Source organism: Stenotrophomonas sp. IS26, from assembly GCF_054188265.1.
Genome location: NZ_JBSZJV010000001.1, coordinates 136,826 through 159,490, shown reverse-complemented (window position 1 = coordinate 159,490; position 22,665 = coordinate 136,826). Strand labels below are relative to the sequence as shown.

The window sequence follows — 22,665 nt, the reverse complement described above, 5'->3', positions numbered from 1 at the left end:
ATTGGCCGGAGGTCATGCCCCGCCGGGAGGCTGGCCGGCGGTGTCGAGAATGAACGGGTCGACAGGATATGGGTCGCGCACCGTGGGTGCCTCATTGGGAACCCGACGCAGATCGATGCGCAACAGTAGATCCCCAAATAGCTGATACAGCACGTGGCCCCGTGAAAAACTGGACATGAAGTCGCCGTTGCCCAGTTCGGTGATGTCCACGGTGCTCGGTATTCCCCCAGGCCCGCGCACCCCGATGATCGTTCCTGTCCAAAGTCGCCGCGATGTGGACGAGCGCTGGACAACATGTGTGCTGCCTTCCGCCACATACAGACGAACATCCTCCGGCTCGGTGGCGATGAGGGACGTACGTTCGATAACGAGCACCTCGTCGAACAGATCGACCTGGATCCGATCGGAGGCCAGTGCGGTCCGGTCCACCTTGACCCTCCGTGCCCAGTCGTACATTCCGGTGGAGTAGCGCTTGCGCGCCTCCGGCCCGGGGCCCCATCCATCGGCGGGCACCTCGATGAACGGTACCGCCGCCCACGTCGTCGACGCCAGCAACACACCACAAAGCGCGATCAACCAACCACACAGGATGCGTTTCACGTCTCCACCTCGCTTGGAGCATTGCCGGACATTGCCCGACCCGGCTTTCCACGTTTCAACGCTGGCATGATGAATGGAATTTCACTAGCTAACGCTAGGCACATTGCGTAGTTCTCTCGCCTGTAGGCAATGATCAAGGGTCTGGATAGAAGGCCGCAATCGTGGCACGCGTCTCGTTCAGCACGCGAACGTTGTGATGTTGCCGCGCCGTTCCGGCGGGTAGTCCATTGTGACTTCCGCTTGGCGAAGACCATCGATTGATGCGACCGCATTCGCGGTCGCTGCAATCGTAAGCCATCACTGTCCGCCAACGATCAGGCGTGTTCAGCGGCGCCTGATAGCCGTGGCCATATTCGAATTTCGGAGGATGGACGGAGGCATGCGCCAGGTCATGATCGGCGCCAAGCAAGTGGCCAATTTCATGAGCAAGGCTGTTCTTCTCGTCTGCAAGGCAGTTCCGCTCCACCACCGCAAACGCCGTCTCCTTCGTTGCCAGCAAGCGCTGTGCCTGGCCGCAAACAGTAGGTGCGTCGTCTGTATCGACGATCATCAAGATGAGATCCGCTTTCTCCATCTGCCGCATTCTATGGACGAGCCAGAGCGGCCCTTCGATGCCTAACGCTAGATCGTCCAGCGCCTGCAACACGGTCGATTCGGCATATCCGGGGAGCGCATTTCCCGCCCGCTGCAGGTCAACGAGAACTCCGCTCTCTCGAAATCCTTCATTTGCATGTGCGACAGCTCTTTGCATCATGCTAAAGATCTGCTCTCTCCCATCCGCCAGTGATTTGTTCCCATAGCCGAAGGCGACCCGGATAGTGGATCGCTCATCGGACTGAGTGACTTGGTCGAGAATGAGCGGATCCACTGGATATGGGTCGCGCACCGTGGGTGCCTCGTTCGGCAGCCTCCGCAGATCACTGCGCACCAACAGGTTCCCGAACAGTTGGTAACGAAGATGACCTCGGGTGAAGCTCGTCATCAACTCGCCATTTTCCATTTCGATGACGTGGACAATCTGGGGCATGCCCCCTGCACCACGCCCACCGACCACTTCACCCACCCACAGGTGCCGCGACGACGTGGCTTCACGATGGACTTCCCGTCCCGTTCCGATGGCCTGATAGAGCGGTGTAATGTCCGTCTCACTATTGGCAGCGCGCATACGGTTGACGACGAGAATGCCGTCAAACAGATCGACCTGAAGCTGGTCAGCCGCCAGCGCAGCACGGTGCACCTCTACCCGCCGGGCCCAGTCGAAAATGCCCTTGGAGTAGCGCTTGCGCGCCTCCGGTCCAGGGTCCCATCCGTCGGCGGGCACCTCGATGAACGGTACCGCCGCCCAGGTCGTCGGCGCCAGCAACACGCCACACACCGCGATCAACCAACCACACAGGATGCGTTTCACGTCTCCACCTCGCCTGCAGCGTTGCCCGACCGGGCAGGTGCATCGAGGCTAACGGCAGCAGGTGCGCGGAACGCCGCGCGGCATCACGGTATCAACGAAACCATCCGTCATCTCGGATTCGAAAGGCTGACGCTTCCAAGCCACCCCTCAAAGACGGAGCGACGGTGGGCACTCGCCCTTGGCCCGGCACTCGGCCAGCGCGCAGCGCTCGGCGGCCTCGGCATCATCCAGCGCGGTCAGATCGATGGCGTCGTTGGCATCGGTGACCACATACAGCATCGGGTAGTCCCAGTGCACGCCACTGCGCTTGGCATTGAGGAACAGGCGGCCCTTCCCTTGTGGACCGCTCACCCCGATCACGAACTGGCTCTGGCCATTGGAATGCATCGAGCCGGCCGGCAGGTAGCCATCGCGCAGGGGCTCACCCAGCGCTTCGACCAGCTCGACGTTGCAGCGCGCGCGGCGCATGGCCTCCTGGTAGGGCGTGCTGGATTTGCTCCAGTACGCCCACTGGGACAGCGCGAACCACACCGCGCCCGCTGCCGCCGCCATGCCGACCACCACCGCCACTGGCATGGCCCAGCGCCAGTGGCGTCGCCACCAGCCGGTGGACACGGTGGTACCAGGAAGTGCGGGCGGCAATGTCATCGGCAAACTCCTTGTCAGGCCGGTGGCAGGAACGGCGGATCAGGGCGCCAAGCAGCGCCCCAGGAAATCCTCGGCCAGGCGGTAGCGGTGCAGCGCATTGCTGCCCGACAGGCCGTGCTTGGCACCGGGATAGGTCATCAGTTCAAACGGCTGGCCGCGCTTCTGCAACGCGCTCATCAACACGGTGGAGTTGGTGAACAGCACGTTGTCATCGGCCATGCCGTGGATCAGCAGCAGGCGCGAGCGCAGGCCGTCGATATGCGCCAGCACGCGCGCTTCTTCATAGCCCTTGGGATTGTTGCCCGGCAGGTTCATGTAGCGCTCGGTGTAGTGGGTGTCGTACAGGCCCCAATCGGTCACCGGTGCACCGGCCACGCCGCAGGCGTAGCTGTCGGAGGCCTTGGCCAGGAGCATCAGGGTCATGTAACCGCCGTTGGACCAGCCCTGCACGCCGATGCGCGCCGGATCGACCCAAGCCTGCTGCTTCAGCCAGGCCACGCCGCGCAGCTGGTCGGCCACTTCCACCGTGCCCTGCACGCCGTACAGCGCACCGCCGAAATCACGGCCGCGACGCGGGGTGCCGCGGTTGTCCAGCGAGAACACCACGTAGCCCTGCTGGGCCAGGTACTGGTTGAACAGGTGATCGCCACGGCCGGGCCAGCTGTTGGTGACCGTCTGCGAGGCCGGGCCGCCGTAGACATACACCACCACCGGGTAGCGCTTGGCCGGATCGAAACCGGTCGGCTTGATCAGGCTGTAGTGCAGCTCGGTCTTGCCGTCGGCGGCGGTCAGGGTGCCGAACTCGACCGGGCGCTGCGCATCGAGATAGTGCGCGTAGGGATGTGCCGGGTCTTCAAGATTGTTCTCGACCAGGGTGGCGATCTTCTCGCCGTTGGCACGGTGCAGCGCGATCTGCGGCGGCGTGGTGGTGTTGGACCAGCTGTCCACGTAGACGCTGGCGTTGCGCGCGAAGCTGGCGGTATGCATGCCCGGGGTCTGCGACAGGCGCTGCGGCGCGCCACCCTGCAGCGACACGGCGTACAGCTGGCTGTCGCGCGGGCTGTCCACGCCGGCGCGGAAGTAGACCTTGCCGGCGTCTTCGTCCACGGCCAGCAGTTCGTCCACCGGCCAGTTGCCGGCGGTCAGCGCGGTGACGGTCTTGCCGTCATCGGAGATGCGGTACAGGTGCTCGAAACCACTGCGCTCGGACGACCACACAAAACCGCCCTGCTTGAGGAAGCGCAGGCTGTTGTGCAGCGGTACCCAGGTCGGCGACGTTTCGGTCACCAGGGTGCGCTGCTGGCCGCTGGCCAGTTCGGTCTGCACCAGTTCGAGCGTCTTCTGATCGCGCGACTGGCGCTGGAAGGTCAGGTGCTTCGGGTCGCGCCAATCGACGCGGGCCAGATAGATGTCGGGGTTGCGGCCGAGGTCGATCCAGCGCGGCGGGGCGTTGCGGCGCGGGGCGATCACCGCCAGTTTGACGGTGACGTTGTGGTCGCCGGCGGCCGGGTAGCGCTGCTCGATCATCTCGGTGCGGTCGGCATACATCTCGTAGCGCTTCTGCACCGGCACCGGGGACTCATCGATGCGGGCGAAGGCGATGGCCGAGTCATCCGGCGCCCACCAGTAGCCGGTGTGGCGATCCATTTCCTCATCGGCGACGAACTCGGCCACGCCATTGCCGATGGTGTCGCTGCCATCGCGGGTGAGCTGGAGCTGCTGGCCGCTCGCCAGGTCGATCACCCACAGGTTGCGGGCGCGCACGAAGCTGACGAAGCCGCCCTTGGGCGAGAGCTTGGCATCGGTAGCGAAGCCTTCGCCGTGGGTGAGCTGGCGCACCGCGGCCTTGCCCTGCTTGCTCAGGTCGTACAGGTACAGCTCGCCGCCGAGCGGGAACAGCAGGGTGCGGGCGTCCGGCGACCACTGGTAATCGACGATGCCGGTCATCGCGGCGATGCGCTGGCGCTCGCGGCGCGCCTTTTCAGCGTCGCTCAGGGTTTCCGTGCCGGGCAGCACCACCTTGGAATCGACCAGCAGATGGGTCTGGCCGCTGGCGATGTCGTACGCCCACAGGTCCAGCTGGTTGCGGTCCGCATCCTTGCCGCGCAGGAAGCTGACCTGCGAGCCATCCGGGGCCACCTTGGGTTTCATCAGGGTCGGGCCGGACAACGGCAGCGGGCCGGTGATGGCATCCAGGGTCAGTTTTTCAGCGTGGGCGATCGAGGTCGAGGCGAGCATCAGGGCGAGCGAAGCAAACAGGTGGCGCATGGAGGGTTCCGGGAGCGTCTGGGCAGTCCCCGGCCAGGAAAACGGCACGGGGAACGCTTCATCCTAACCAAAACCGCTCCGATCGTGCCGGGGATGGCGGGTATCCTGCCGCGCCAAGCGTGCCGGAAAGCCGGCCAGCGGCCGGCATGACCGGGCAGGCGACCAATGCGTCAGCGTTGGCCGAACAGGTGCTTGCGCTCTTCCTCGCTGAGCGGCTTGCCGGCCTGCGGGTTCACCTGCTCGCGCAGGGCATACGCGCGCTGGGTGGCCGGTCGGGCGGCGATCGCGTCATGCCAGCGCTTGAGGTTCGGGAAGGCGTCAAAGTCCACCGGAAGCGTGTCGTAGGCCCCGATCCACGGATAGCTGGCCATATCGGCGATGCTGTAGTCATCGCCGCCGAGGTAGGCACTCTGCGCCAGGCGCTTGTCCATCACCCCGTGCAGGCGACGCACTTCGTTGTTGTAGCGCTCGATCGCATAGGGAATCTTTTCGGGCGCGTAGACGTTGAAATGGCCCATCTGCCCGCTCATCGGGCCGAGCCCGGCCATCTGCCAGAACAGCCATTCCAGTACCGCCACGCGGCCGCGGGTGTCGGCCGGCAGGAAGCGGCCGGTCTTCTCGGCCAGGTACAGCAGGATCGCGCCGGACTCGAACACGCTTTGCGGGGCGTCGCCGTCGGTGGGCGGGTGGTCGACCAGCGCCGGCATCTTGTTGTTGGGTGAGATCGCCAGGAAGGCAGGCGTGAACTGGTCCCCGGCGCCGATGTTCACCGGCTGGATCCGGTACGGCAGCCCGGTTTCCTCCAGCATCAGCGTGACTTTGTGGCCATTGGGGGTAGGCCAGTAGTACAGATCGATCATGGCGAGGGCTCGCGAAGAGAGAATCCCGAGTCTAGTCCGTCACTCGGCTTGGCAGGGTCAAGCCGGACCGTTACGCTGCGCCGTCCCCGCAACGCAGCATTCCAGCATGAGCTCGACCTCGAAATCCCCGAACGCCCTGTCCACCCTCATCTTCGCCTCGCGCTGGCTGCAGGTGCCCCTGTACCTCGGCCTGATCCTGGCCCAGGGCGTCTATGTGTTCCTGTTCGGCAAGGAACTGTGGCACCTGCTGCACCAGGCAAACCAGATGGGCGAGCAGGAAATCATGCTGCTGGTGCTGGGCCTGATCGACGTGGTGATGATCTCCAACCTGCTGGTGATGGTGATCGTCGGGGGTTATGAAACCTTCGTGTCGCGTCTGCGCCTGGAAGGTCATCCGGACCAGCCGGAGTGGCTGAGCCACGTCAACGCCAGCGTGTTGAAGGTAAAGCTGGCGCTGTCGATCATCGGCATCTCCTCGATCCACCTGCTCAAGACCTTCATTGGTGCCGGCAACCTGGGCGCCCTGCCCGCCTGCAACAGCGAGGCGTACCTGAAGGCCGTCGCCGCCGTGGGCGATGTCATCAAGTGCTCCACGATGACCTCCGACGGTGTGATGTGGCAGACCATCATCCATGGCGCCTTCATCCTCTCGGCGATCGGCATCGCCTACACCGACAAGCTGATGAGCGGCACGCCAAGCAAGGCACTGTCTCACTGAGGCTTGCACGGCAGCGGCGGCATCGGTGAGGATGCCCCCTGCCCTGGACGCCTGGCCCCCGGGCCGGGCGGGGTGATGCTAGATTGCACACCTGCGGGTCCGCCGTGGACGTCGGGAAACGTCCATGGCCTTCGGTCGGCCTGACCGCATCAGGCTCTACGTATCGTCGTCTTCAAAGGGGAGTTGGATGTCGCACGTCAAGACTCATGGCCCGGCGCGGCTGTTCGCGCCGATGATCCTGCTGGTGGCCCTGTCCGCCTGCTCGGGCAAGGACGAGACCGTACCGGCGACGCCGGCGGCCCCTGTGGCCCCCACTGCTGCCCCGGCCGCACCGGCGGTGTCGGCCAAGGTCCAGTCGATGGGCACCGAGGAACTGCGCGAGCTGGCCAGCAAGGCGCTGCGCGAGAACCGCATGTACGCCCCGGCCGGCGACAATGCCATCGAGTATTACCTGGCGCTGCGCGACAAGACGCCGGATGACGCCTCGGTCAAGAGCGCGCTGACCGATCTGCTGCCCTACACCCTGATCGCCGCCGAGCAGAACCTGGGCCGCGAGGACTTCGCCGAGACCCAGCGGCTGGTCGCGCTGATCGAAAAAGTGGACCCGACCGCCCCGGCGTTGCCGCGCCTGAAGCAGGGCATCAGCGGCAGCATGCAGACCGCCCTCAAGCGCACCCAGGAAGAGACCGACAAGGTCAAGAAGGACGCCGAGACCCGCGCCAAGCAGCTGGTGGAACAGCAGAAGCTGGCCCAGCAGCAGACCACCGAAGCCGAGGCCGCACGGCAGATCGCCGCGCAGCAGGAAGCCGCGCGCCGTGATACGCAGGATGCCGAGCGCCAGGCCACCGCCCGTCGCGAGGCCGAACAGCGCCAGCAGCAGGCGGCCGCCCAGCAGGCGGCGGCGACCCGCCAGGCCGCCGCCGCACCCAGCCTGCGCCCAGTCAGCACGCCCGCCCCGCGCTACCCGGCCGACGCCCTGCGCTCGGGCACCTCCGGCGAAGTACTGGTCGAACTCACGGTCGGCACCGACGGCTCGGTGACCGCCGCTCGCGTGCTGCGCGCCACCCCGGCCCGCGTGTTCGATCGCGAAGCGCTCAATGCGGTCAAGCGCTGGAAGTTCGAACCGGTCGGTGCACCAGTCACGACGCGCCGTACGCTTGCCTTCGCGCCGGAAGGCGGCTGATCGCGGCGTCACGTTGGATGACGAAAGGCCCGGAGCGATCCGGGCCTTTTTTTTAACGGGGACGGGGGTAGTTAATAACAGGGACGGAGGTAGTTAAGCGGAGGTAGTTAAGCGCGCTTCTCTTACGGCTGCGTGCACCACAGGCCTAGCTCTTTTTCCTGCGTGGGTCTGCAAGGTAACGGTTCGCCATCAACGTTGCCGACCATGCCCCGTTCCGCTCGCTTGGTTCTCCCCGGCATTCCGCTTCACGTCATACAACGTGGGGTCAATCGCGCTGCACTGTTCATCGACGATGAAGACCGGCGTCACTACCTGCGCCTGTTGCGCAATGCCTGCCGCAAGCAGGCGGTTGCCATTCACGCGTTCGTGCTGATGGGCAATCACGTCCATCTTCTGATCACACCGTCTACAGTGGAGGGGCTGGCCCCCGCCATGCGGCAGTGTGGGCAGAACTATGTGCAGTACTTCAACAAGCGACATGTGCGGAGCGGTACGTTGCTGGAGGGCCGGTTCAAATCCTGCCTGGTGGATTCCGATGGTTACCTGTTGATGGTGCATCGATACATCGAGCTGAATCCGGTACGGGCCGCGATGGTGGCGTTTCCAGAGGAATATCGATGGTCCAGCGTTCGGGTGTACCTCGGCCTTGAGCACAACCCGATGCTGACACCACATCCCTGTTACACCCTCCTGGGCCCGACGCCGGAAGCGCGTGCGAATGCATACAGCGAATGGCTGCGGGCCAGCATTCAACCAGACGAACGAGAGCGGATCGTGATCTACGTCGCGCAGGAGCGCGCGTTGGGCAGCCCGCGCTTCCAAGACATGGTGGGACGGGCATTGCAGAGGTCCGTGGTCTGCAGGCTTGCGGGAAGACCGGTCAAGGAGACGGGCGACTAGCAGACTATCGGTCAGCGTCCTGGTACCACCTGACGCCCCCGAATTAACTACCTCCGTCCCTGTTATTAATTACCTCCGTCCCCGTTGAGAAGAAGGGCCCCTTTCGGAGCCCTTCGTGGATCAACCCGAAATCGCCAACCGTTCCTGGTGGTAGCGGCGCACCGCGGCATACCAGAACAGGGCCGCCAGCCCGAAGCCCGCGCCGAGGTAGACCGCCCACATCTGCGGGCTGATCGCTTCGTGGCGGATGATCTTGAGCAGCATCTGGTTCTGCGCCAGGAACGGCACCGCGAACTGCCACAGCTCACTCTTGATCGGGTACACCATCAGCGCATACCCCGGCAGCATCGGCAGCAGCATCAGCCAGGTCATGTGGCTCTGGGCTTCTTTCATGCTCTTGGCGGCCGCCGAGAGGAAGGTCAGCAGCGAGGTGCCGATGAACAGCATCGGCAACATGATCAGCAGCATCTGCAGCATCGGCAGGAAGCCCATGTTGAGCTGCCGGCCTACCCCGCCCGAGGAAAGCTGCGCGCTGATCTTGAAGGCCGCCAGGGTCAGCAACAGCGATGCCACACCGACAGCGCAGGCCGCAGCGATCTTGCCGCTGACGATCGCACTGCGCGGTGCGGGGGTGGCGAGCAGCGGCTCCAGCGATTGCCGCTCACGTTCGCCGGCCGTGGTGTCCATCACCAGGTAGGCGCCGCCCAGGAACGAGGTGATGGTCAGCAGGATCGGCAACAGCACTGACAGCATCATGCCGCGCTTGGCTTCGGCGGTGGCCAGATCCTGTGCGGCGACGTCCAGCGGTCGCGCCACCTGTGCATCGATACCGCGGGCCAGCAGGCGCAGCGCACCGACCTGCTGGCTGTAGCCGCCCAGTGCCGCCTCCAGGCGACTGCTGGGAATATCGGCGGCGCGGCGCGTACTGTCCTTGATGATCTCCACCAGCGCCGGGCGGCCGTCGGCCCAGTCCTTGCCGAAGTCCGGGCTGATGCGCAGCGCCACATCGATCCGCTGGCTGCGGATCGCCTCGGTGAGGTCTTTCGGTGCCTCGGTCGCATTCAGACCCTGCGACGCCAGGAAACGCACCAGATTGGGGGCATGCTCGCCGCCGATCATCGGAATTTCCAGCGGCTGCTCGATCTGCGTCTTCACCCGGCTTTCGGCCAGCTTGCTCATGCCCAGGATCAATACCGGGTACAGCAACGGCCCCAGCAGCAGCGTCAGCGCGAGCGTGCGGCGGTCACGGGAGAGATCGCGCAGTTCCTTGCGCATCACGGTCAACAGCGTGGCGAACGAACTCATGCGTGCAATCCTTCTTCGGTACCGATCGCCTTGACGAAGGCATCTTCCAGGTTGCTTTCCCCGGTCTGTGCGCGCAGCTCATCGGCGCTGCCGGCCGCCATCACCGTGCCCTGCGCGATGATCACCACGTGGTCGCACAGCGCAGCCACCTCCTGCATGATGTGGCTGGAGAAGATCACGCAGCGGCCTTCGTCGCGCAGTCCCCGCAGGAACCCGCGCAGCGCGCGCGTGGTCATCACGTCGAGCCCGTTGGTGGGCTCATCCAGGATTACGTTGCGCGGGTCGTGCACCAGCGCGCGGGCGATCGCGGTCTTGGTGCGCTGGCCCTGCGAGAAGCCTTCGGTCTGGCGGTCGAGGATGTCGTCCATCTCCAGCGCCATGGCCAACACCTTGGTGCGCTCACGGATCCGCGCCGCGCTCAGGCCGTGCAGCTGGCCGAAGTAGGCGATGTTCTCGCGCGCGGTCAGGCGCTTGTACACCCCGCGCGCGTCCGGCAGGACCGCCAACTGACGACGCACCGCGACCGGGTCCACCGCCGCGTCGATGCCATCCACCAGCACGCGTCCCTGATCGGGCTTCATCAACGTGTACAGCATGCGCATGGTGGTGGTCTTGCCGGCACCATTGGGGCCGAGCAGGCCGGTGATGCGGCCATCATCGGCCTGGAAGCCCACGTTCTGGACGGCCTGGATCAGGCCGGTCTTGGTCTTGAACGCTTTATGCAGATTCTCGGCGACGATCATGCGCGCACCTCCCCGGTGCGGTACGAGGAACGGTTCATGGGGCCCATCCGTTGAACGAGGTGAACGCCGGCACCGGGCTGAGGGTATCCAGGCAGGTGGCGTCGAGGGATTTGGCGTCGGCCGTGTCGATGAACTGCCCTAGGATGCGCGGCATGCAGCCGGCGTTGATCGTGCCGTGGCCCTGCCCCTTGGCGAGCAGGTGACGCCCGTTGGGCAGCTGCTTGACCACCTGCTCGGCGTAGCGCGGCGGTGTGACCGGATCGAACTGGCCCGACAGCAGCAGCACCGGCAGCGTCGAGGCGAACGGCGCGGTGAAATCCTTCGGTCGCGTGCCCGCGTTCCAGGCCGGGCACGCGGCGAAGAACATGCGCGCCACTTCCGGGCCCAGCACGCGGTCGCCCTGCGCGCCTTCCTGATAGCGATCGGCATCTTCGGCGCACAGCACCGACCACTGCATGCCTCGGTTCATCTGCACGCCGAGGGTGCGGCTGGCCATCTTGCTCAGCGACATCAGCGGTGCATATCGTCCTTGGGCAGCTTCATCCAGCATGACCGGCAGCAGCGAGGACAGCTCGGGCATGTACGAGAACATGAAGGCCAGGGCGGTGACCGAGTCGGCGGTCAGTACGCCATGCTCTGCCTGACCGGTGCCCGGGTTGCGGTACTCGACCTCGACCGGGGCCTTGGCCAGGGTCGCCATGACGTTGCGCAGCTGCGTGCGGGTATCCACCGGGAAGCGCTTGGCGCAGATCGGATCCTGGCGGCACTGCGCCGACTGCAGGCTGATCGCATCTTCGAAGGTGTTGGCGAAGTCACCGCCAACCACCAGATCGTTCGGCACCACACCGTCGATCACCACCGTGCGGGTGTGCTGCGGGTAGCGCGCGGCGTACTGCTGTGCCACGCGGGTGCCGTAGGAGCCACCGACCAGGTTGACCTTGTCCACGCCCAGCGCCTTGCGCACCGCATCCAGATCACCAACGGCCTCGGTGGTGGTGTAGAAGCGGGTGTCGGCGCGGCCGGTCAGCGACTGCGCGCACTGGCGGGCGTAGTCCTCGATCAGCGTGCTGCTCGGCGCCGCATTCTCGTCCAGCGGCAGTTCCTTGCCCTGTGCGTCCAGGCAGCTCAGCGGATTGGACTTGCCGGTACCGCGCTGATCGATCAGGAAGATGTCGCGCTGCTTGCGCACGTCGCGCAGTGCCATGTTGACCGGTGCGGCAACCTCCGTCGCGGCCTGGCCCGGGCCACCGGCGACGAAGAAGACGGGGTCGCCGTTGCCCGCGCCATCGTTGCCGGCGCCCAGCCAGGCGATGTTCAAGCCGATCCTGCGACCGTCCGGTGCCGCCGGGTTCTCCGGCACCTGCAGCGTGGTGCATTGGGCTTCGACATTCGCGCTGGCCTGTGCGCTGGTCAGGGTGCAGGGCTGGAATGCGAGCGTCCCGTAGAGGCGCTCCGCCGCCTTGGGCGTCGCCTCCGGGGCAGCCTGGCAGGCAGCCAGCAGCAGGACTGCTGCGCTGGCCAGGGGACGGCAGGGAAGTCGCATGGTCGATCTCGTCCTGGAGTGAAGGGTCTCAGCATGCCATGACGACCGGGCGGCGCGGATGTGACTACACGCGTTGAGGCCGCCGTTGCGCCCGGTGCACGAAGATCTTCCTGTGGACCCGCCGAGCGGCGTCAGTCCACCAGGATCGCCGCTGCGCTGATGGTGCGGTCGCGGCCCTCGGCTTTGGCACGGTACAACGCGGTATCGGCGTCGCCGAGCAGGCGTGCGATGTCGTCACGGCCCGCATCGATGGCGAGGCCGATGCTGGCCGTGACCGGCACCAGCAGGCTCTCCACGCGGGCCGGTGATTCGCGCAGCGAACGCCGGATCCGATCCGCACACTGCAGTGCCTGCGCGGCATCGGCTCCGGGCAACACCACAACAAACTCCTCACCGCCATAGCGCCCGAGCAGGTGCTCGCGGTCGGCCACGCAGCCGGCCAGCACGTCGGCCACATGCCGTAGCACCGCATCGCCGGCCAGATGCCCCCAGCGGTCGTTGATCTGCTTGAAGTGGTCCACGTCCAGCAGCAGCAGGGCCAGCGGTCGCGGCGTGCGGCGCACCACCTGCAACAGGTTCGCGCCATCAGCGAGCACGGCACCGCGGTTGAGCAGGCCGGTCAATACGTCGGTGCGCGCCAGCCGCTGCAGATCGACCAGCATCCGTTCCACCAGCAGCAGCACCAGGGCGAAACAACGCGCCAGCTCCAGAATCAGGCCGGCCAGATACGTGGCGAATACCGGCGAACCGGCGCGCATGATGTCCTCGCCCGCATCCGGCGCCACCGGCAGGAACAGGCGTACCAGGTACAACAGGGCCTGCGCGGCGAACACCGCCGCTGCCAGCCGGCAGCTGGTGCGCTGGGCAGGCGGCGCGTGGCGCAGCAGCAACCACGCCATCCAGGCGTTGAGCAGCACCGCGAATACACTGAACACATTCAGCCGGATGACCAGGCTGGGATGGACCACCAGGAAAAAGGCGATGGCGCCGAGATACGTGGTGGCCAATGCCAGCGGCTGCCACCCGGGCAGCCGGCGGCCCAGATGGCGCGCCACGCCATACAGCATGAGGACACCGGACAGCGCGACGGCGACATTGCCGACGAGGATGCCCGCAACCTGCGGCAGATGGGGCCGCAGCGCCACCAGCGTCAGGCTGACCGAGAGCATCCACAGGCTGGCCGTCCACAGCCGCAGTGCCGGTTGCCGCCGCAGTACCAGCAGCAGCAGTGAAAAGCCCATGGCGATGCCCAGGCACAGCAGGAAGCCGAGCACGGCGATGGTGGGGAAATCCAGGGGCATCGGGTCAGCCAGGCGGAAGCGGCGCGCGGCGCATCTTACCGCCCGCCGCGCGCCGATGCCGCTGGCGGCCCTGCCCTGAGGCACGGCTGCCGGGGACTACTTACTGCTGACGTACTTCTCGCGCCGCACCTGCGGCGTGGGCAGGCCGGCAGCCTTCAGAACCTCGAACGTCGCATCGACCATGTCCGGGTTGCCGCACAGATAGGCGATATCGGTGGCCGGGTTCGGGGCGAATTCGGCCAGATGCTGCTGCACGTAGCCGTGGCGCACGTCCGGATGGGGGTTCTCCGGCAGCTCGCGGGACAGGCACGGCACGTAGCGGAAGCCCGGATGGGCAGCCGCGAAGGCATAGAAGTCCTCGCTGTACAGCAGTTCGGCCGGCGTTCTGGCGCCCTGTAGCAGGACCACCTCGACCCCGCGCTCGGCCATGGCGGTCGCCAGCAGCGGCAGCATCGACCGGTACGGGGTGACCCCGGTTCCGGTGGCGATCAGCAGGTAGCGGGCGTTGTGGTCGCCCGGCTGCAGGCAGAACCGGCCGAACGGGCCGCTGGCGCTGACGTGACCCCCGATGTCCAGGCCCTCGAACAGGGCCGTGGCGGCGCCGCCGGGGACGAAACTGACCGCGATATCGACCGCATCGCCCGCGCCGAGCGCATGATCATGAATGGTCGCCAGCGAGTAACTGCGCTTGGTGGCAGTGCCGTCGGCGTACTCGAAATGGACCTGGATGAACTGGCCGGGCTGGAAATCCAGCGGCTGGCCGTCATCACGCAGGAACTGGTAATGGCCGATGGTGGGCGCCAGCATGCGCCGGTCGACCAGTTTGAGGGGGAATTGGGCAGGCACGACGTTTCGGGACAGTGTGTAGCCGGGGCGAGCCCTCGGGGTCTTCTATAATAGCCGCTCCCCGCCCCTATCCAGCGCCAGCCCTTAGGCGCGAAGGCAAGAGCTTGGCTTCCCAGAACACTCCCGCGCCCACCGCCGCGCCCGCCCTGCGGGTGCGTGACCTCCGCAAAACCTATGACAACGGCACCCAGGCGCTGAAGGGCGTCTCCCTGGACGTGGCCCCGGGCGACTTCTTCGCCCTGCTGGGCCCCAACGGCGCCGGCAAGTCGACCCTGATCGGCATCATCAGCTCGCTGGTGAACCTCAGCGAAGGCCAGGTCGAGGTATTCGGCAGCGACCTGGTGCGCAACCGCAGCGCCACCATGCGCCTGATCGGCCTGGTCCCCCAGGAGATCAACTTCAACCTGTTTGAAAAGCCCTTCGACATCCTGGTCAACTACGCCGGCTTCTATGGCGTGGCGCGTGCCGAGGCCGAGAAGATGGCCGAGGAAGAGCTCAAGCGCGCCCACCTGTGGGAGAAGGCGCAGGTGATGAGCCGCACCCTGTCCGGCGGCATGAAGCGCCGGCTGATGATCGCCCGCGCGATGATGACCCGCCCACGCCTGCTGATCCTGGATGAGCCGACCGCCGGCGTGGACATCGAGATCCGCCGCGACATGTGGCGCGTGCTCAAGGAGATCAATGCCGCCGGCACCACGATCATCCTCACCACGCACTACCTGGAAGAAGCCGAGCACCTGTGCCGGAACCTGGCCATCATCAACCATGGCCAGATCGTCACCCAGGGCCCGATGCGCGAACTGCTGGCCAAGCTGGACGTGGAAGGCTTCCTGTTCGACATCGACGGCAGCCTGCCAGCCCAGCTGCCGGAGATCGACGGCGCGATCCTGATCGCCACCGACAGCCACACGCTGGATGTGGACATGCCGCGCGCGATGGACCTCAACCGGGTGTTTGACGCCTTGAACGCCGCCGGCATCCGGGTGCGTTCGATGCGGACCAAGAGCAACCGCCTGGAGGAGCTGTTCGTGCGCCTCACCGGCAACCAGGAGAACGTGGCATGAGCAGCACCCCGACCCCGGTCCTGACCGACGGCCAGCGCAACCGCATCGCCCTGATGACCATCGTGCGCCGTGAAGTGGCGCGCATCCTGCGCATCTGGGGCCAGACCCTGGTGCCGCCGGCGATCACCATGACCCTGTACTTCCTGATCTTCGGCGGGCTGATCGGCTCGCGCGTGGGCGAGATGGGCGGCTACAGCTACATGCAGTTCATCGTGCCGGGCCTGGTGATGATGAGCGTGATCCAGAACAGCTACGGCAACATCAGCTCCTCGTTCTTCGGCGCCAAGTTCGGCCGCCACGTGGAAGAGCTGCTGGTCAGCCCGATGCCGAACTGGGTGATCCTGTGGGGTTATGTGTCCGGTGCTGTGCTGCGCGGCATGATGGTCGGCGTGATCGTGCTGATCATCGCCATGTTCTTCACCCCGGTGCGCATCCCGCATCCGCTGGTGACGCTGACCACGGTGCTGCTGGGCGCGACGATCTTCTCGCTGGCCGGGTTCATCAACGCGGTGTACGCCAAGAAGTTCGATGACGTGGCGATCGTGCCGACCTTCATCCTGACCCCGCTGACCTACCTGGGCGGCGTGTTCTATTCGGTCAAGCTGCTGCCGACGTGGGCCGAGGCGGCCACGCATGCCAACCCGATCTTCTACATGGTCAACGCATTCCGCTACGGCCTGCTGGGCACCAGCGACGTGCCGCTGTGGGTGGCCTACGCGCTGATGATCGGCTTCGTGGTCGCATTGACCGCGCTGGCGCTGTGGCTGCTGAAGCGTGGTGTGGGGATGCGCAGCTGATGCGCATCCTGATTCTCGGCGCCGGTGGGACCGGTGGTTACTTCGGTGGTCGCCTGGCCCAGGCCGGCGTGGACGTGACCTTCCTGGTGCGCCCGGCCCGGGCGGCGCAGCTGGACGCGGCAGGGCTGGTGCTGCGCAGCCCGCTGGGCGATGCGGCGTTCCCGGTCCAGCACGTCACCGCCGAGGCGCTGCCCGCGTTGGCGAGCGCTGAACCGTTCGACCTGGTGATCCTGAGCTGCAAGGCCTACGACCTGGCCAGTTCGATCGATGCGATCGCCCCGGCGGTCGGGCCGCGCACCACGGTGCTGCCGATCCTCAACGGGCTGCGCCATTACGCCGATCTCGACGCCCGCTTCGGCCGCGATGCGGTGCTCGGTGGGCTGTGCTTCATCAGCGCGACCAAGGCCGCCGATGGCGCGGTGGTGCATCTGGCACCGGCGGCCAAGCTGACCTTTGGCGAGCGCGACGGCACCGGCAGCAGCGCGCGCGTGCTGGCGCTGGCGGCGGCCTGCGTACAGGCGGGCGTGGACCACGTCGCCAGCGATGCCATCGGGCAGGAGCAGTGGATCAAGTACACCTTCCTGACCACGCTGGCGGCGGCGACGTGCCTGATGCGCGCCGATGTCGGCACGATCGTCGCCACCGATGACGGTGCGGCGATCGTGCGCGGCCTTTACGACGAATGCGTGGCCGTTGCCGAGGCGGCTGGCGAGCCGATCCCGGCCAAGGCACGCGGGATCGCGCTGACCGCGACCACCCAGGCCGACTCTGCCTTGAAGGCCTCGATGCTGCGCGATCTGGAGGCCGGCCAGCAGGTGGAGGCTGAGCACATCGTCGGCGACATGCTGGTGCGTGCACGCGCAGCCGGGCAGGCCGCGCCGCTGCTGGCGGTGGCCTATGCGCACCTGCAGGCCTACCAGCAGCTGCGCAGCGCCTGAGCACGATGCCTACCGCGCTGCCCGCCCGCGTGCTGGTGCTGGGCCTGGGCTACAGCGGCCGGCATCTGGCCGCGCTGCTGCACGCGCATGGCGTGGCCTGCAGTGGCACGGTGCGTGATCCGGCGAGTGCGCCGGAGGATGGGCTGCTCCGCCACCGTCTGGTGGCAGGCGAACCGATCAGCGCGGGCCTGTGCGAGGCAATCCGCACGGCCGAGGCCATCGTCTGCGCCGTGCCACCCGATGCGGAGGGCGACCCGGCCTTGCGCCTGCTCACTGATGCGCTGAGTGACAGCCCTGCCCTGCGCTGGGTCGGCTATCTCTCCTCGACTGCGGTGTATGCCGACCGCGCTGGCGGCTGGGTCAACGAGACATCCACCGCCGATGCGACCGATGAGACCGCCTTGAAACGCCTGCACGCGGAACAGCAGTGGCAGGCCGTCGCGCAGGCCCGCGGCATCGCCTCGGCGGTGTTCCGGCTGCCGGGCCTGTACGGGCGCGGGCGCAATGCACTGGTCCAGCTGGCGCAGGGCAAGGCGAGGCATGTCGTGCGGCCGGGGCTGGTATTCAACCGGCTGCATGTGGAGGATCTGGCCAGCGCGGTGCTGGCGGCAATGCAGCAGGCCGAAGGCCATGCGCTCCATCTGCTCAGCGATGACGAACCGGCGCCGCCGCAGGACGTGGTGGCCTACGCGGCGGCGCTGAGTGGGCTGCCGCTGCCCGTCGTGCAGGCGTGGGACGCACCCGAGGTGGCCGCCTCACTGCGCCGCTTCTACACCAGCAACAAGCGCATCGATGGCCGCGTCACGCGCGCCGCATTGCAGTGGCAGCCACGCTTCACGACCTACCGCGAAGGGCTGGACGACGCGTGGGCCCACGGCGACGGACGCCCCGCGCTACGGTAGCCCACAACCGTTGGTCGTGGGTGCGGTGCACCAATGCGCAGCCCGACACGCGTACCGACCCACGGTCGGTACCTACCCTCTCAGGCCGCGCCAGGCAAGCGGAAGAACGCGCGCGTAGCCGCCGTCGCATTGGCGGCCGTGGTCGCCACGTCTTCCCCACGATCGCGGGCCAGCTCTTCAACGATGTGCGACAGGAACATCGGCTCGTTGCGACGGTCCTTTGGCAGCGGCTTGAGCGTGCGCGGCAGCAGGTACGGTGCGTCGGTCTCGATCATCAGGCGGTTGGCCGGGATGTGCTTGACCAGCTCACGCAGATGGGCGCCGCGGCGCTCATCGCACAACCAGCCGGTGATACCGATGTACCAGTCCTGGTCCAGGTAGTCGAACAGTTCCTGGCGCTCGCCGGTGAAGCAATGCACCACCGCCGGGCCGAGCTTGCCGTCGAAATTCTTCATCTGCGCCATGAAATCGGCATGCGCGTCGCGCTGGTGCAGGAACAGCGGCTTGCCGTTCTCGGCGGCGAGCTGCAGTTGGCGCTCGAAGGCACGGTGCTGCGCCGGGCGCGGCGAGAAATCTCGGAAGTAATCCAGCCCGCACTCACCTACCGCCACCACCTCGGCATGGGCGTGCAGCGCGCGCATTTCCGCGTCGCATTCGTCGGTGTATTCCACCGCATGGTGCGGGTGCACGCCAGCGGTCGCGTACAGGAACCCCGGATGCTGGCGGGCCAGATCCAGCGCCATCGGCGAATGCTCGCGGCTGGCGCCGGTGATCACCATCTGCACCACCCCCGCCTCGCGCGCACGCGCCAGCACGGCGTCGCGGTCGCGATCAAAGGAATCGTGGGTGAGGTTGGCGCCGATATCGATCAGTTGCATGGGGAGCTACGAGGCAGGTAACCCGCACATTGTAGCTGCCCCCGTCCAAGCTCACTCCGGATCAGGCCCGGTGAGCAGCCGTTGCACCAGTTCACGCGACAGACCAGTCAGCACGATCCGGTCGCCGTCGCGCATCACGGTGATGAACGGGTACCCATCGCGTTCGAGGATGTCGCCTGGTACCAGGCTGGCATCGACCATGCCACCTGTGGGATTGCGCAGATACCAGACTTCCGCGCACAACGCAGAATACGCCGGCAGCGGTTCCGGGTAGGTACCGCCCCGGCCCGCCACCTCGGCGGTCTTCAACAGGGCCAGCAGACGCGGCAGCAGGTCGCCATGGAGCTCAGCGTCCTCCATGCCGATCGATGCGCTGACGGCCTCGGGGGCGGTGCTCATGGCGAACAAGGTCGCGGTGGCACGCGAGCGCGGCACCACGCTTGTCCGAAGCGACAGGCCTTGCCCCTTCCAGAGCGCCTCGCTGGCGCCGTGCAGGAACGGCTGCAGGTCGTGGTCGAAACGCTTCAGCCACGCGCGGTACTGCAGGCGCGCCGCGTCTAGGTTCCAGTGTGGCAGCGCGCATTGCGCGCCAGGTGCCTGGCGCTGCCAGCGCTCGGGAATCCCCACCCCCGCGCATTCGCGGCATACCAGCTCGGTGTCGGTCGGGCCCTCGAAGTGCAGGCTGGGCGCTTGGGCGTCGGCGCAGTCTTCGCTGCCGAGCAGCAGGCGAAAGCCCGTGGTGCCGGCGCAGCGCACCAGCGTGTTGCTGTGCATGCCCAATGTGCTGCGGCCGAACTGCGAGAGCCAGACAAAGGCGCGATCGTTGGCCAGCTGCAGGCTGGGGTAGAGCGGCTCGCGCAACGTGCCATCGGCCACTGCGCGCCGGATCGCCGCCTCGCTGTCCAACCCGGCAGGCAGGTAGCGGGCATCCAGCGTAGGGCGCAGCAGCATCGCCAGCGGGTGGCCGTCGTAGGGCATGTGCAATCCCTCGCCCAGGTCTTCGGCAGGTACCGCGGTGGGGCTGGCAGCGCCGACCGTCGCCAACGGAAAGATGAGAAGGAGCGACAACAACAGGGGAGCCAAGCGCGACATCTACACGTCCGGGTACAGCGGGGCGGCACAGGGAAGCATGCCTGCCCGTGGCTGGCAATCAGCGCGCCCTGCAGACACCGTATCCTTGCGCCATGAATGCGCCGATTTTTCCGATCTCCCCGCTGCTGCCACAGATTCTCGACCACCTGGTTGGCCACACGCGCCTGGTGCTGGAAGCGTCACCGGGCGCCGGCAAGACCACCCAGGTGCCGCTGGCTTTGCTGGATGCGCCGTGGCTGGAAGGCCGCAGGATCATCATGCTGGAGCCACGCCGCGTGGCCGCCCGCAGCGCCGCGCAGTTCATGGCGCGGCAGCTGGGCGAGAACATCGGTGACACCGTCGGTTACCGCATCCGCTTCGAGAACAGGATCTCGGCCCGAACCCGCATCGAGGTGGTGACCGAGGGCATCCTGACCCGGATGCTGCAGGACGACCCGCTGCTGGAAGGCGTGGGCGCGCTGCTGTTCGACGAATTCCACGAACGGCATCTGGCCGCTGACCTGGGCTTGGCCCTGGCGCTGGACGTGCAGTCCCAGCTGCGCGAGGACCTGCGCATCGTGGTGATGTCGGCCACGCTGGACGGCGAGCGACTGGCGCAGTTTCTCGATGCGCCGCGCCTGAGCAGTGAGGGCCGTAGCTTCCCGGTCACGATCGCGCACTTCCCCGCCCGCCGCGACGAGGCACTGGAACCGCAGGCGCGGCGTGCGGTGGAGCAGGCGCTGGCCGAGCATCCCGGCGACGTGCTGGTGTTCCTGCCCGGCCAGCGCGAGATCGCGCGCGTGCAGACGGCGCTGCAGTCCGTGCTCGACCCGGCCGTACAGGTGCTGCCGCTGCACGGCGAACTGCCGGTGGACCAGCAGTCGCAGGTGCTGCAGCCCGATCCCGGCGGTCGCCGCCGCGTGGTGCTGGCCACCAACGTAGCGGAGTCATCGGTGACCCTGCCCGGCGTGCGGGTGGTGATCGACGCGGGTCTGGCACGCGAGCCGCGTTACGACCCCAACAGCGGTTTCGCGCGCCTGGACGTGGTGAACATCGCGCAGGCCTCGGCCGATCAGCGTGCCGGCCGTGCCGGCCGTGTCGCCGAGGGCTGGGCGTGGCGCTTGTGGCCGCAGTCGCAGCGGTTGGAGGCACAGCGTCGGCCCGAGATCGCGCAGGTGGAACTGGCCTCGCTGGCACTGGAGCTGGCCGCCTGGGGCAGTGACGACCTGCGCTTCGTCGATACACCGCCGGCCGGTGCACTGGCCGCCGCGCGTGAACTGCTGCAGCGCCTGGGCGCGCTCAGCGACAGCGGCACACTGACCCCGCTGGGCCGGCGCATGCTGACCCTCGGCACGCATCCGCGCCTGGCGGCGATGCTGATGGCGGCAGGCAGTGGTGTCGAGCAGGCCCTGGCCTGCGATCTGGCCGCGCTGGTGGAAGCGCGCGATCCGCTGCGCCAGGGCGGTGATGCGCTCGCCGCGCGGTGGCGGGCGCTGGCGGCGTTCCGCCAAGGGCGGGCACCCCACGACGCCAACCGCGGCGGCCTGGCCACGATCGATGCCGCCAGCAAACAGTGGCGGCGACGCCTGCGCTGTGATGCCGCGCCCCCTTCCTCAGTCGAAGCGCATCAGCTCGGCGACCTGCTCGCACATGCGTTCCCGGACCGGATCGCTGCCCGCCATCCCACCGATCCGCTGCGCTACCTGCTGGCCAACGGCCGCAGCGCGCGCTTGTTCGATCCCAGCGACCTGCGTGGTGAGCCGTGGCTGGTTGCCGTTGAACTGCGCTATGAGGCACGCGACGCATTGCTGCTGCGCGCCGCGCCGGTGGACGAGAACCGCCTGCGCCGTGACTTCCCGGCGCGCTTCACGCAGGACGACGTGGTGCGTTGGGACGGCGAAAAGCGCGCACTGGTCGCCCGCCGTGAGACCCGCTTCGATCGCATCGTACTGGACAGCCGCTCGGCCGGCCGCGTGGACCCCGCCCACGCCGCGAAAGCCCTGACCGAGGCCGTCGCCGAACTCGGCCTGGATGCCTTGCCGTGGACGGAGGGCCTGCGCCAATGGCAGGCGCGTGCGCTGGCGGTGCGCGCGTGGATGCCGGAACTGGCGTTGCCGGACGTCTCCGATGCAGCGCTGATGGCGACGCTGCCGACCTGGCTGACGCCCGCGTTCAATGGCAAGACACGCCTGGATGCCCTCGACGAATCCAGCCTCGGCGAAGCGCTGAGGTCACCGCTGCCGTGGGCGCAACGCCAGCTGATCGATCGTCATGCCCCGGTCCGCATCATCGTCCCCTCCGGCATGGAGCGCCCGATCCACTACGCAGTGGATGCCGATGGCATCACCCCGCAGGCGCCGGTGCTGGCGGTCAAACTGCAGGAGCTGTTCGGCCTGAGCGATACCCCGCGCATCGCCGATGGCCGCATTCCATTGACGCTGCACCTGCTGTCCCCCGGCGGCCGCCCGCTGCAGGTCACCCAGGACCTGCGCAACTTCTGGGCGAACACCTACGCCGAGGTGAAGAAGGAAATGAAGGGGCGGTATCCCCGGCATCCGTGGCCGGACGATCCGTGGACGGCGAACGCGACACACCGCGCCAAGCCGCGCGGCACGTGAGCACGCCGCCCCCTTCCTCACCCGATGCGCGCATTCATGGCTGTCACCTGACCATCGCCCGGCACGTGGCTCGC

20 protein-coding genes are annotated in these 22,665 nt (G+C 67.0%); 8 read left to right on the top strand and 12 right to left on the bottom strand.

Annotated features, from left to right (window positions below; translation table 11 throughout):
• Positions 1-12 precede the first annotated feature (12 nt).
• The 5 genes from ACW6W5_RS00645 to ACW6W5_RS00625 all read right to left on the bottom strand — a co-directional run bounded on the left by ACW6W5_RS00645 (position 13) and on the right by ACW6W5_RS00625 (position 5,784).
• Positions 13-600: a hypothetical protein gene (locus ACW6W5_RS00645; protein ID WP_147433887.1), complete on the bottom strand. Its 588-nt coding sequence runs from the start codon at positions 598-600 to the stop codon at positions 13-15.
• A gap of 133 nt (positions 601-733) precedes the next feature.
• Positions 734-2,008, bottom strand: a complete 1,275-nt coding sequence (locus tag ACW6W5_RS00640; RefSeq protein ID WP_152152152.1) for a M12 family metallo-peptidase — start codon at positions 2,006-2,008, stop codon at positions 734-736.
• Between the two features lie 147 nt (positions 2,009-2,155).
• Positions 2,156-2,656, bottom strand: a complete 501-nt coding sequence (locus ACW6W5_RS00635) for a cytochrome c oxidase assembly factor Coa1 family protein (RefSeq protein WP_121040796.1) — start codon at positions 2,654-2,656, stop codon at positions 2,156-2,158.
• A gap of 39 nt (positions 2,657-2,695) precedes the next feature.
• On the bottom strand, positions 2,696-4,924 hold the full coding sequence (locus ACW6W5_RS00630) for a S9 family peptidase (RefSeq protein ID WP_152152150.1): 2,229 nt from the start codon (positions 4,922-4,924) through the stop codon (positions 2,696-2,698).
• Between the two features lie 170 nt (positions 4,925-5,094).
• Complete coding sequence (locus ACW6W5_RS00625; protein WP_121040800.1) at positions 5,095-5,784, bottom strand: glutathione binding-like protein; 690 nt, start codon at positions 5,782-5,784, stop codon at positions 5,095-5,097.
• A 106-nt stretch (positions 5,785-5,890) separates the two neighbouring features.
• Between ACW6W5_RS00625 and ACW6W5_RS00620 the strand changes: the two genes are divergently transcribed.
• The 3 genes from ACW6W5_RS00620 to ACW6W5_RS00610 all read left to right on the top strand — a co-directional run bounded on the left by ACW6W5_RS00620 (position 5,891) and on the right by ACW6W5_RS00610 (position 8,585).
• Positions 5,891-6,502, top strand: a complete 612-nt coding sequence (locus ACW6W5_RS00620) for a TIGR00645 family protein (protein ID WP_121040802.1) — start codon at positions 5,891-5,893, stop codon at positions 6,500-6,502.
• 187 nt (positions 6,503-6,689) lie between these two features.
• Complete coding sequence (locus ACW6W5_RS00615; protein WP_152152148.1) at positions 6,690-7,685, top strand: energy transducer TonB; 996 nt, start codon at positions 6,690-6,692, stop codon at positions 7,683-7,685.
• A gap of 204 nt (positions 7,686-7,889) precedes the next feature.
• Entirely contained in the window at positions 7,890-8,585 is a 696-nt protein-coding gene (locus ACW6W5_RS00610) for a transposase (RefSeq protein WP_121040806.1), read from the top strand.
• A 120-nt stretch (positions 8,586-8,705) separates the two neighbouring features.
• Here the strand turns inward: ACW6W5_RS00610 and ACW6W5_RS00605 are convergent, their stop codons facing one another.
• The 5 genes from ACW6W5_RS00605 to ACW6W5_RS00585 form a co-directional block, all read right to left on the bottom strand.
• Complete coding sequence (locus ACW6W5_RS00605) at positions 8,706-9,890, bottom strand: ABC transporter permease (RefSeq protein WP_121040808.1); 1,185 nt, start codon at positions 9,888-9,890, stop codon at positions 8,706-8,708.
• On the bottom strand, positions 9,887-10,633 hold the full coding sequence (locus tag ACW6W5_RS00600) for an ABC transporter ATP-binding protein (protein WP_152152146.1): 747 nt from the start codon (positions 10,631-10,633) through the stop codon (positions 9,887-9,889). The genes ACW6W5_RS00605 and ACW6W5_RS00600 overlap by 4 nt, the downstream gene beginning before the upstream one ends.
• Positions 10,634-10,667: 34 nt before the next feature.
• On the bottom strand, positions 10,668-12,176 hold the full coding sequence (locus ACW6W5_RS00595) for an alpha/beta hydrolase (protein WP_152152144.1): 1,509 nt from the start codon (positions 12,174-12,176) through the stop codon (positions 10,668-10,670).
• Positions 12,177-12,307: 131 nt separating this feature from the next.
• The gene (locus ACW6W5_RS00590) at positions 12,308-13,477 is read right to left on the bottom strand and encodes a GGDEF domain-containing protein (protein WP_152152142.1); all 1,170 of its coding nucleotides are present in this window, start codon (positions 13,475-13,477) and stop codon (positions 12,308-12,310) included.
• A gap of 96 nt (positions 13,478-13,573) precedes the next feature.
• A complete protein-coding gene (locus tag ACW6W5_RS00585; protein WP_121040816.1) occupies positions 13,574-14,323 on the bottom strand; it encodes a ferredoxin--NADP reductase in 750 nt (249 codons plus the stop codon).
• A gap of 104 nt (positions 14,324-14,427) precedes the next feature.
• Between ACW6W5_RS00585 and ACW6W5_RS00580 the strand changes: the two genes are divergently transcribed.
• The 4 genes from ACW6W5_RS00580 to ACW6W5_RS00565 are packed head-to-tail and all read left to right on the top strand — an operon-like array spanning position 14,428 to position 18,024.
• Entirely contained in the window at positions 14,428-15,387 is a 960-nt protein-coding gene (locus ACW6W5_RS00580; RefSeq protein WP_121040818.1) for an ABC transporter ATP-binding protein, read from the top strand.
• Positions 15,384-16,184: an ABC transporter permease gene (locus tag ACW6W5_RS00575; RefSeq protein WP_123729863.1), complete on the top strand. Its 801-nt coding sequence runs from the start codon at positions 15,384-15,386 to the stop codon at positions 16,182-16,184. The genes ACW6W5_RS00580 and ACW6W5_RS00575 overlap by 4 nt, the downstream gene beginning before the upstream one ends.
• Positions 16,184-17,122: a 2-dehydropantoate 2-reductase gene (panE, locus tag ACW6W5_RS00570; RefSeq protein WP_152152140.1), complete on the top strand. Its 939-nt coding sequence runs from the start codon at positions 16,184-16,186 to the stop codon at positions 17,120-17,122. Before ACW6W5_RS00575 ends, panE begins: the two co-directional genes overlap by 1 nt.
• Before the next feature lie 5 nt (positions 17,123-17,127).
• Positions 17,128-18,024: an NAD-dependent epimerase/dehydratase family protein gene (locus ACW6W5_RS00565; RefSeq protein WP_152152138.1), complete on the top strand. Its 897-nt coding sequence runs from the start codon at positions 17,128-17,130 to the stop codon at positions 18,022-18,024.
• An 80-nt stretch (positions 18,025-18,104) separates the two neighbouring features.
• Here the strand turns inward: ACW6W5_RS00565 and ACW6W5_RS00560 are convergent, their stop codons facing one another.
• Together ACW6W5_RS00560 and ACW6W5_RS00555 are read right to left on the bottom strand one after the other, a co-directional pair.
• Complete coding sequence (locus ACW6W5_RS00560; RefSeq protein WP_121040826.1) at positions 18,105-18,902, bottom strand: TatD family hydrolase; 798 nt, start codon at positions 18,900-18,902, stop codon at positions 18,105-18,107.
• A 51-nt stretch (positions 18,903-18,953) separates the two neighbouring features.
• Positions 18,954-19,970 carry a hypothetical protein gene (locus ACW6W5_RS00555; protein WP_152152136.1) on the bottom strand — a complete coding sequence of 339 codons (1,017 nt, stop codon included), beginning with the start codon at positions 19,968-19,970 and terminating at the stop codon, positions 18,954-18,956.
• A 116-nt stretch (positions 19,971-20,086) separates the two neighbouring features.
• Here ACW6W5_RS00555 and hrpB point away from each other — a divergent pair, with 116 nt between their 5' ends.
• Positions 20,087-22,591 (top strand): ATP-dependent helicase HrpB, encoded by a 2,505-nt coding sequence (gene hrpB, locus ACW6W5_RS00550; RefSeq protein ID WP_152152134.1) that lies wholly within the window; start codon positions 20,087-20,089, stop codon positions 22,589-22,591.
• Positions 22,592-22,665 lie beyond the last annotated feature (74 nt).

Excerpts from the sequence above, each read along its gene's own strand:
- ACW6W5_RS00600 (WP_152152146.1), bottom strand. The coding sequence starts at position 10,633 with ATGATCGTCGCCGAGAATCTGCATAAAGCGTTCAAGACCAAGACCGGC.
- panE (WP_152152140.1), top strand. The coding sequence starts at position 16,184 with ATGCGCATCCTGATTCTCGGCGCCGGTGGGACCGGTGGTTACTTCGGT.
- ACW6W5_RS00620 (WP_121040802.1), top strand. The coding sequence starts at position 5,891 with ATGAGCTCGACCTCGAAATCCCCGAACGCCCTGTCCACCCTCATCTTC.
- ACW6W5_RS00625 (WP_121040800.1), bottom strand. The coding sequence starts at position 5,784 with ATGATCGATCTGTACTACTGGCCTACCCCCAATGGCCACAAAGTCACG.
- ACW6W5_RS00630 (WP_152152150.1), bottom strand. The coding sequence starts at position 4,924 with ATGCGCCACCTGTTTGCTTCGCTCGCCCTGATGCTCGCCTCGACCTCG.
- hrpB (WP_152152134.1), top strand. The coding sequence starts at position 20,087 with ATGAATGCGCCGATTTTTCCGATCTCCCCGCTGCTGCCACAGATTCTC.
- ACW6W5_RS00610 (WP_121040806.1), top strand. The coding sequence starts at position 7,890 with ATGCCCCGTTCCGCTCGCTTGGTTCTCCCCGGCATTCCGCTTCACGTC.
- ACW6W5_RS00565 (WP_152152138.1), top strand. The coding sequence starts at position 17,128 with ATGCCTACCGCGCTGCCCGCCCGCGTGCTGGTGCTGGGCCTGGGCTAC.
- ACW6W5_RS00560 (WP_121040826.1), bottom strand. The coding sequence starts at position 18,902 with ATGCAACTGATCGATATCGGCGCCAACCTCACCCACGATTCCTTTGAT.
- ACW6W5_RS00615 (WP_152152148.1), top strand. The coding sequence starts at position 6,690 with ATGTCGCACGTCAAGACTCATGGCCCGGCGCGGCTGTTCGCGCCGATG.
- ACW6W5_RS00590 (WP_152152142.1), bottom strand. The coding sequence starts at position 13,477 with ATGCCCCTGGATTTCCCCACCATCGCCGTGCTCGGCTTCCTGCTGTGC.
- ACW6W5_RS00595 (WP_152152144.1), bottom strand. The coding sequence starts at position 12,176 with ATGCGACTTCCCTGCCGTCCCCTGGCCAGCGCAGCAGTCCTGCTGCTG.
- ACW6W5_RS00605 (WP_121040808.1), bottom strand. The coding sequence starts at position 9,890 with ATGAGTTCGTTCGCCACGCTGTTGACCGTGATGCGCAAGGAACTGCGC.
- ACW6W5_RS00575 (WP_123729863.1), top strand. The coding sequence starts at position 15,384 with ATGAGCAGCACCCCGACCCCGGTCCTGACCGACGGCCAGCGCAACCGC.
- ACW6W5_RS00635 (WP_121040796.1), bottom strand. The coding sequence starts at position 2,656 with ATGACATTGCCGCCCGCACTTCCTGGTACCACCGTGTCCACCGGCTGG.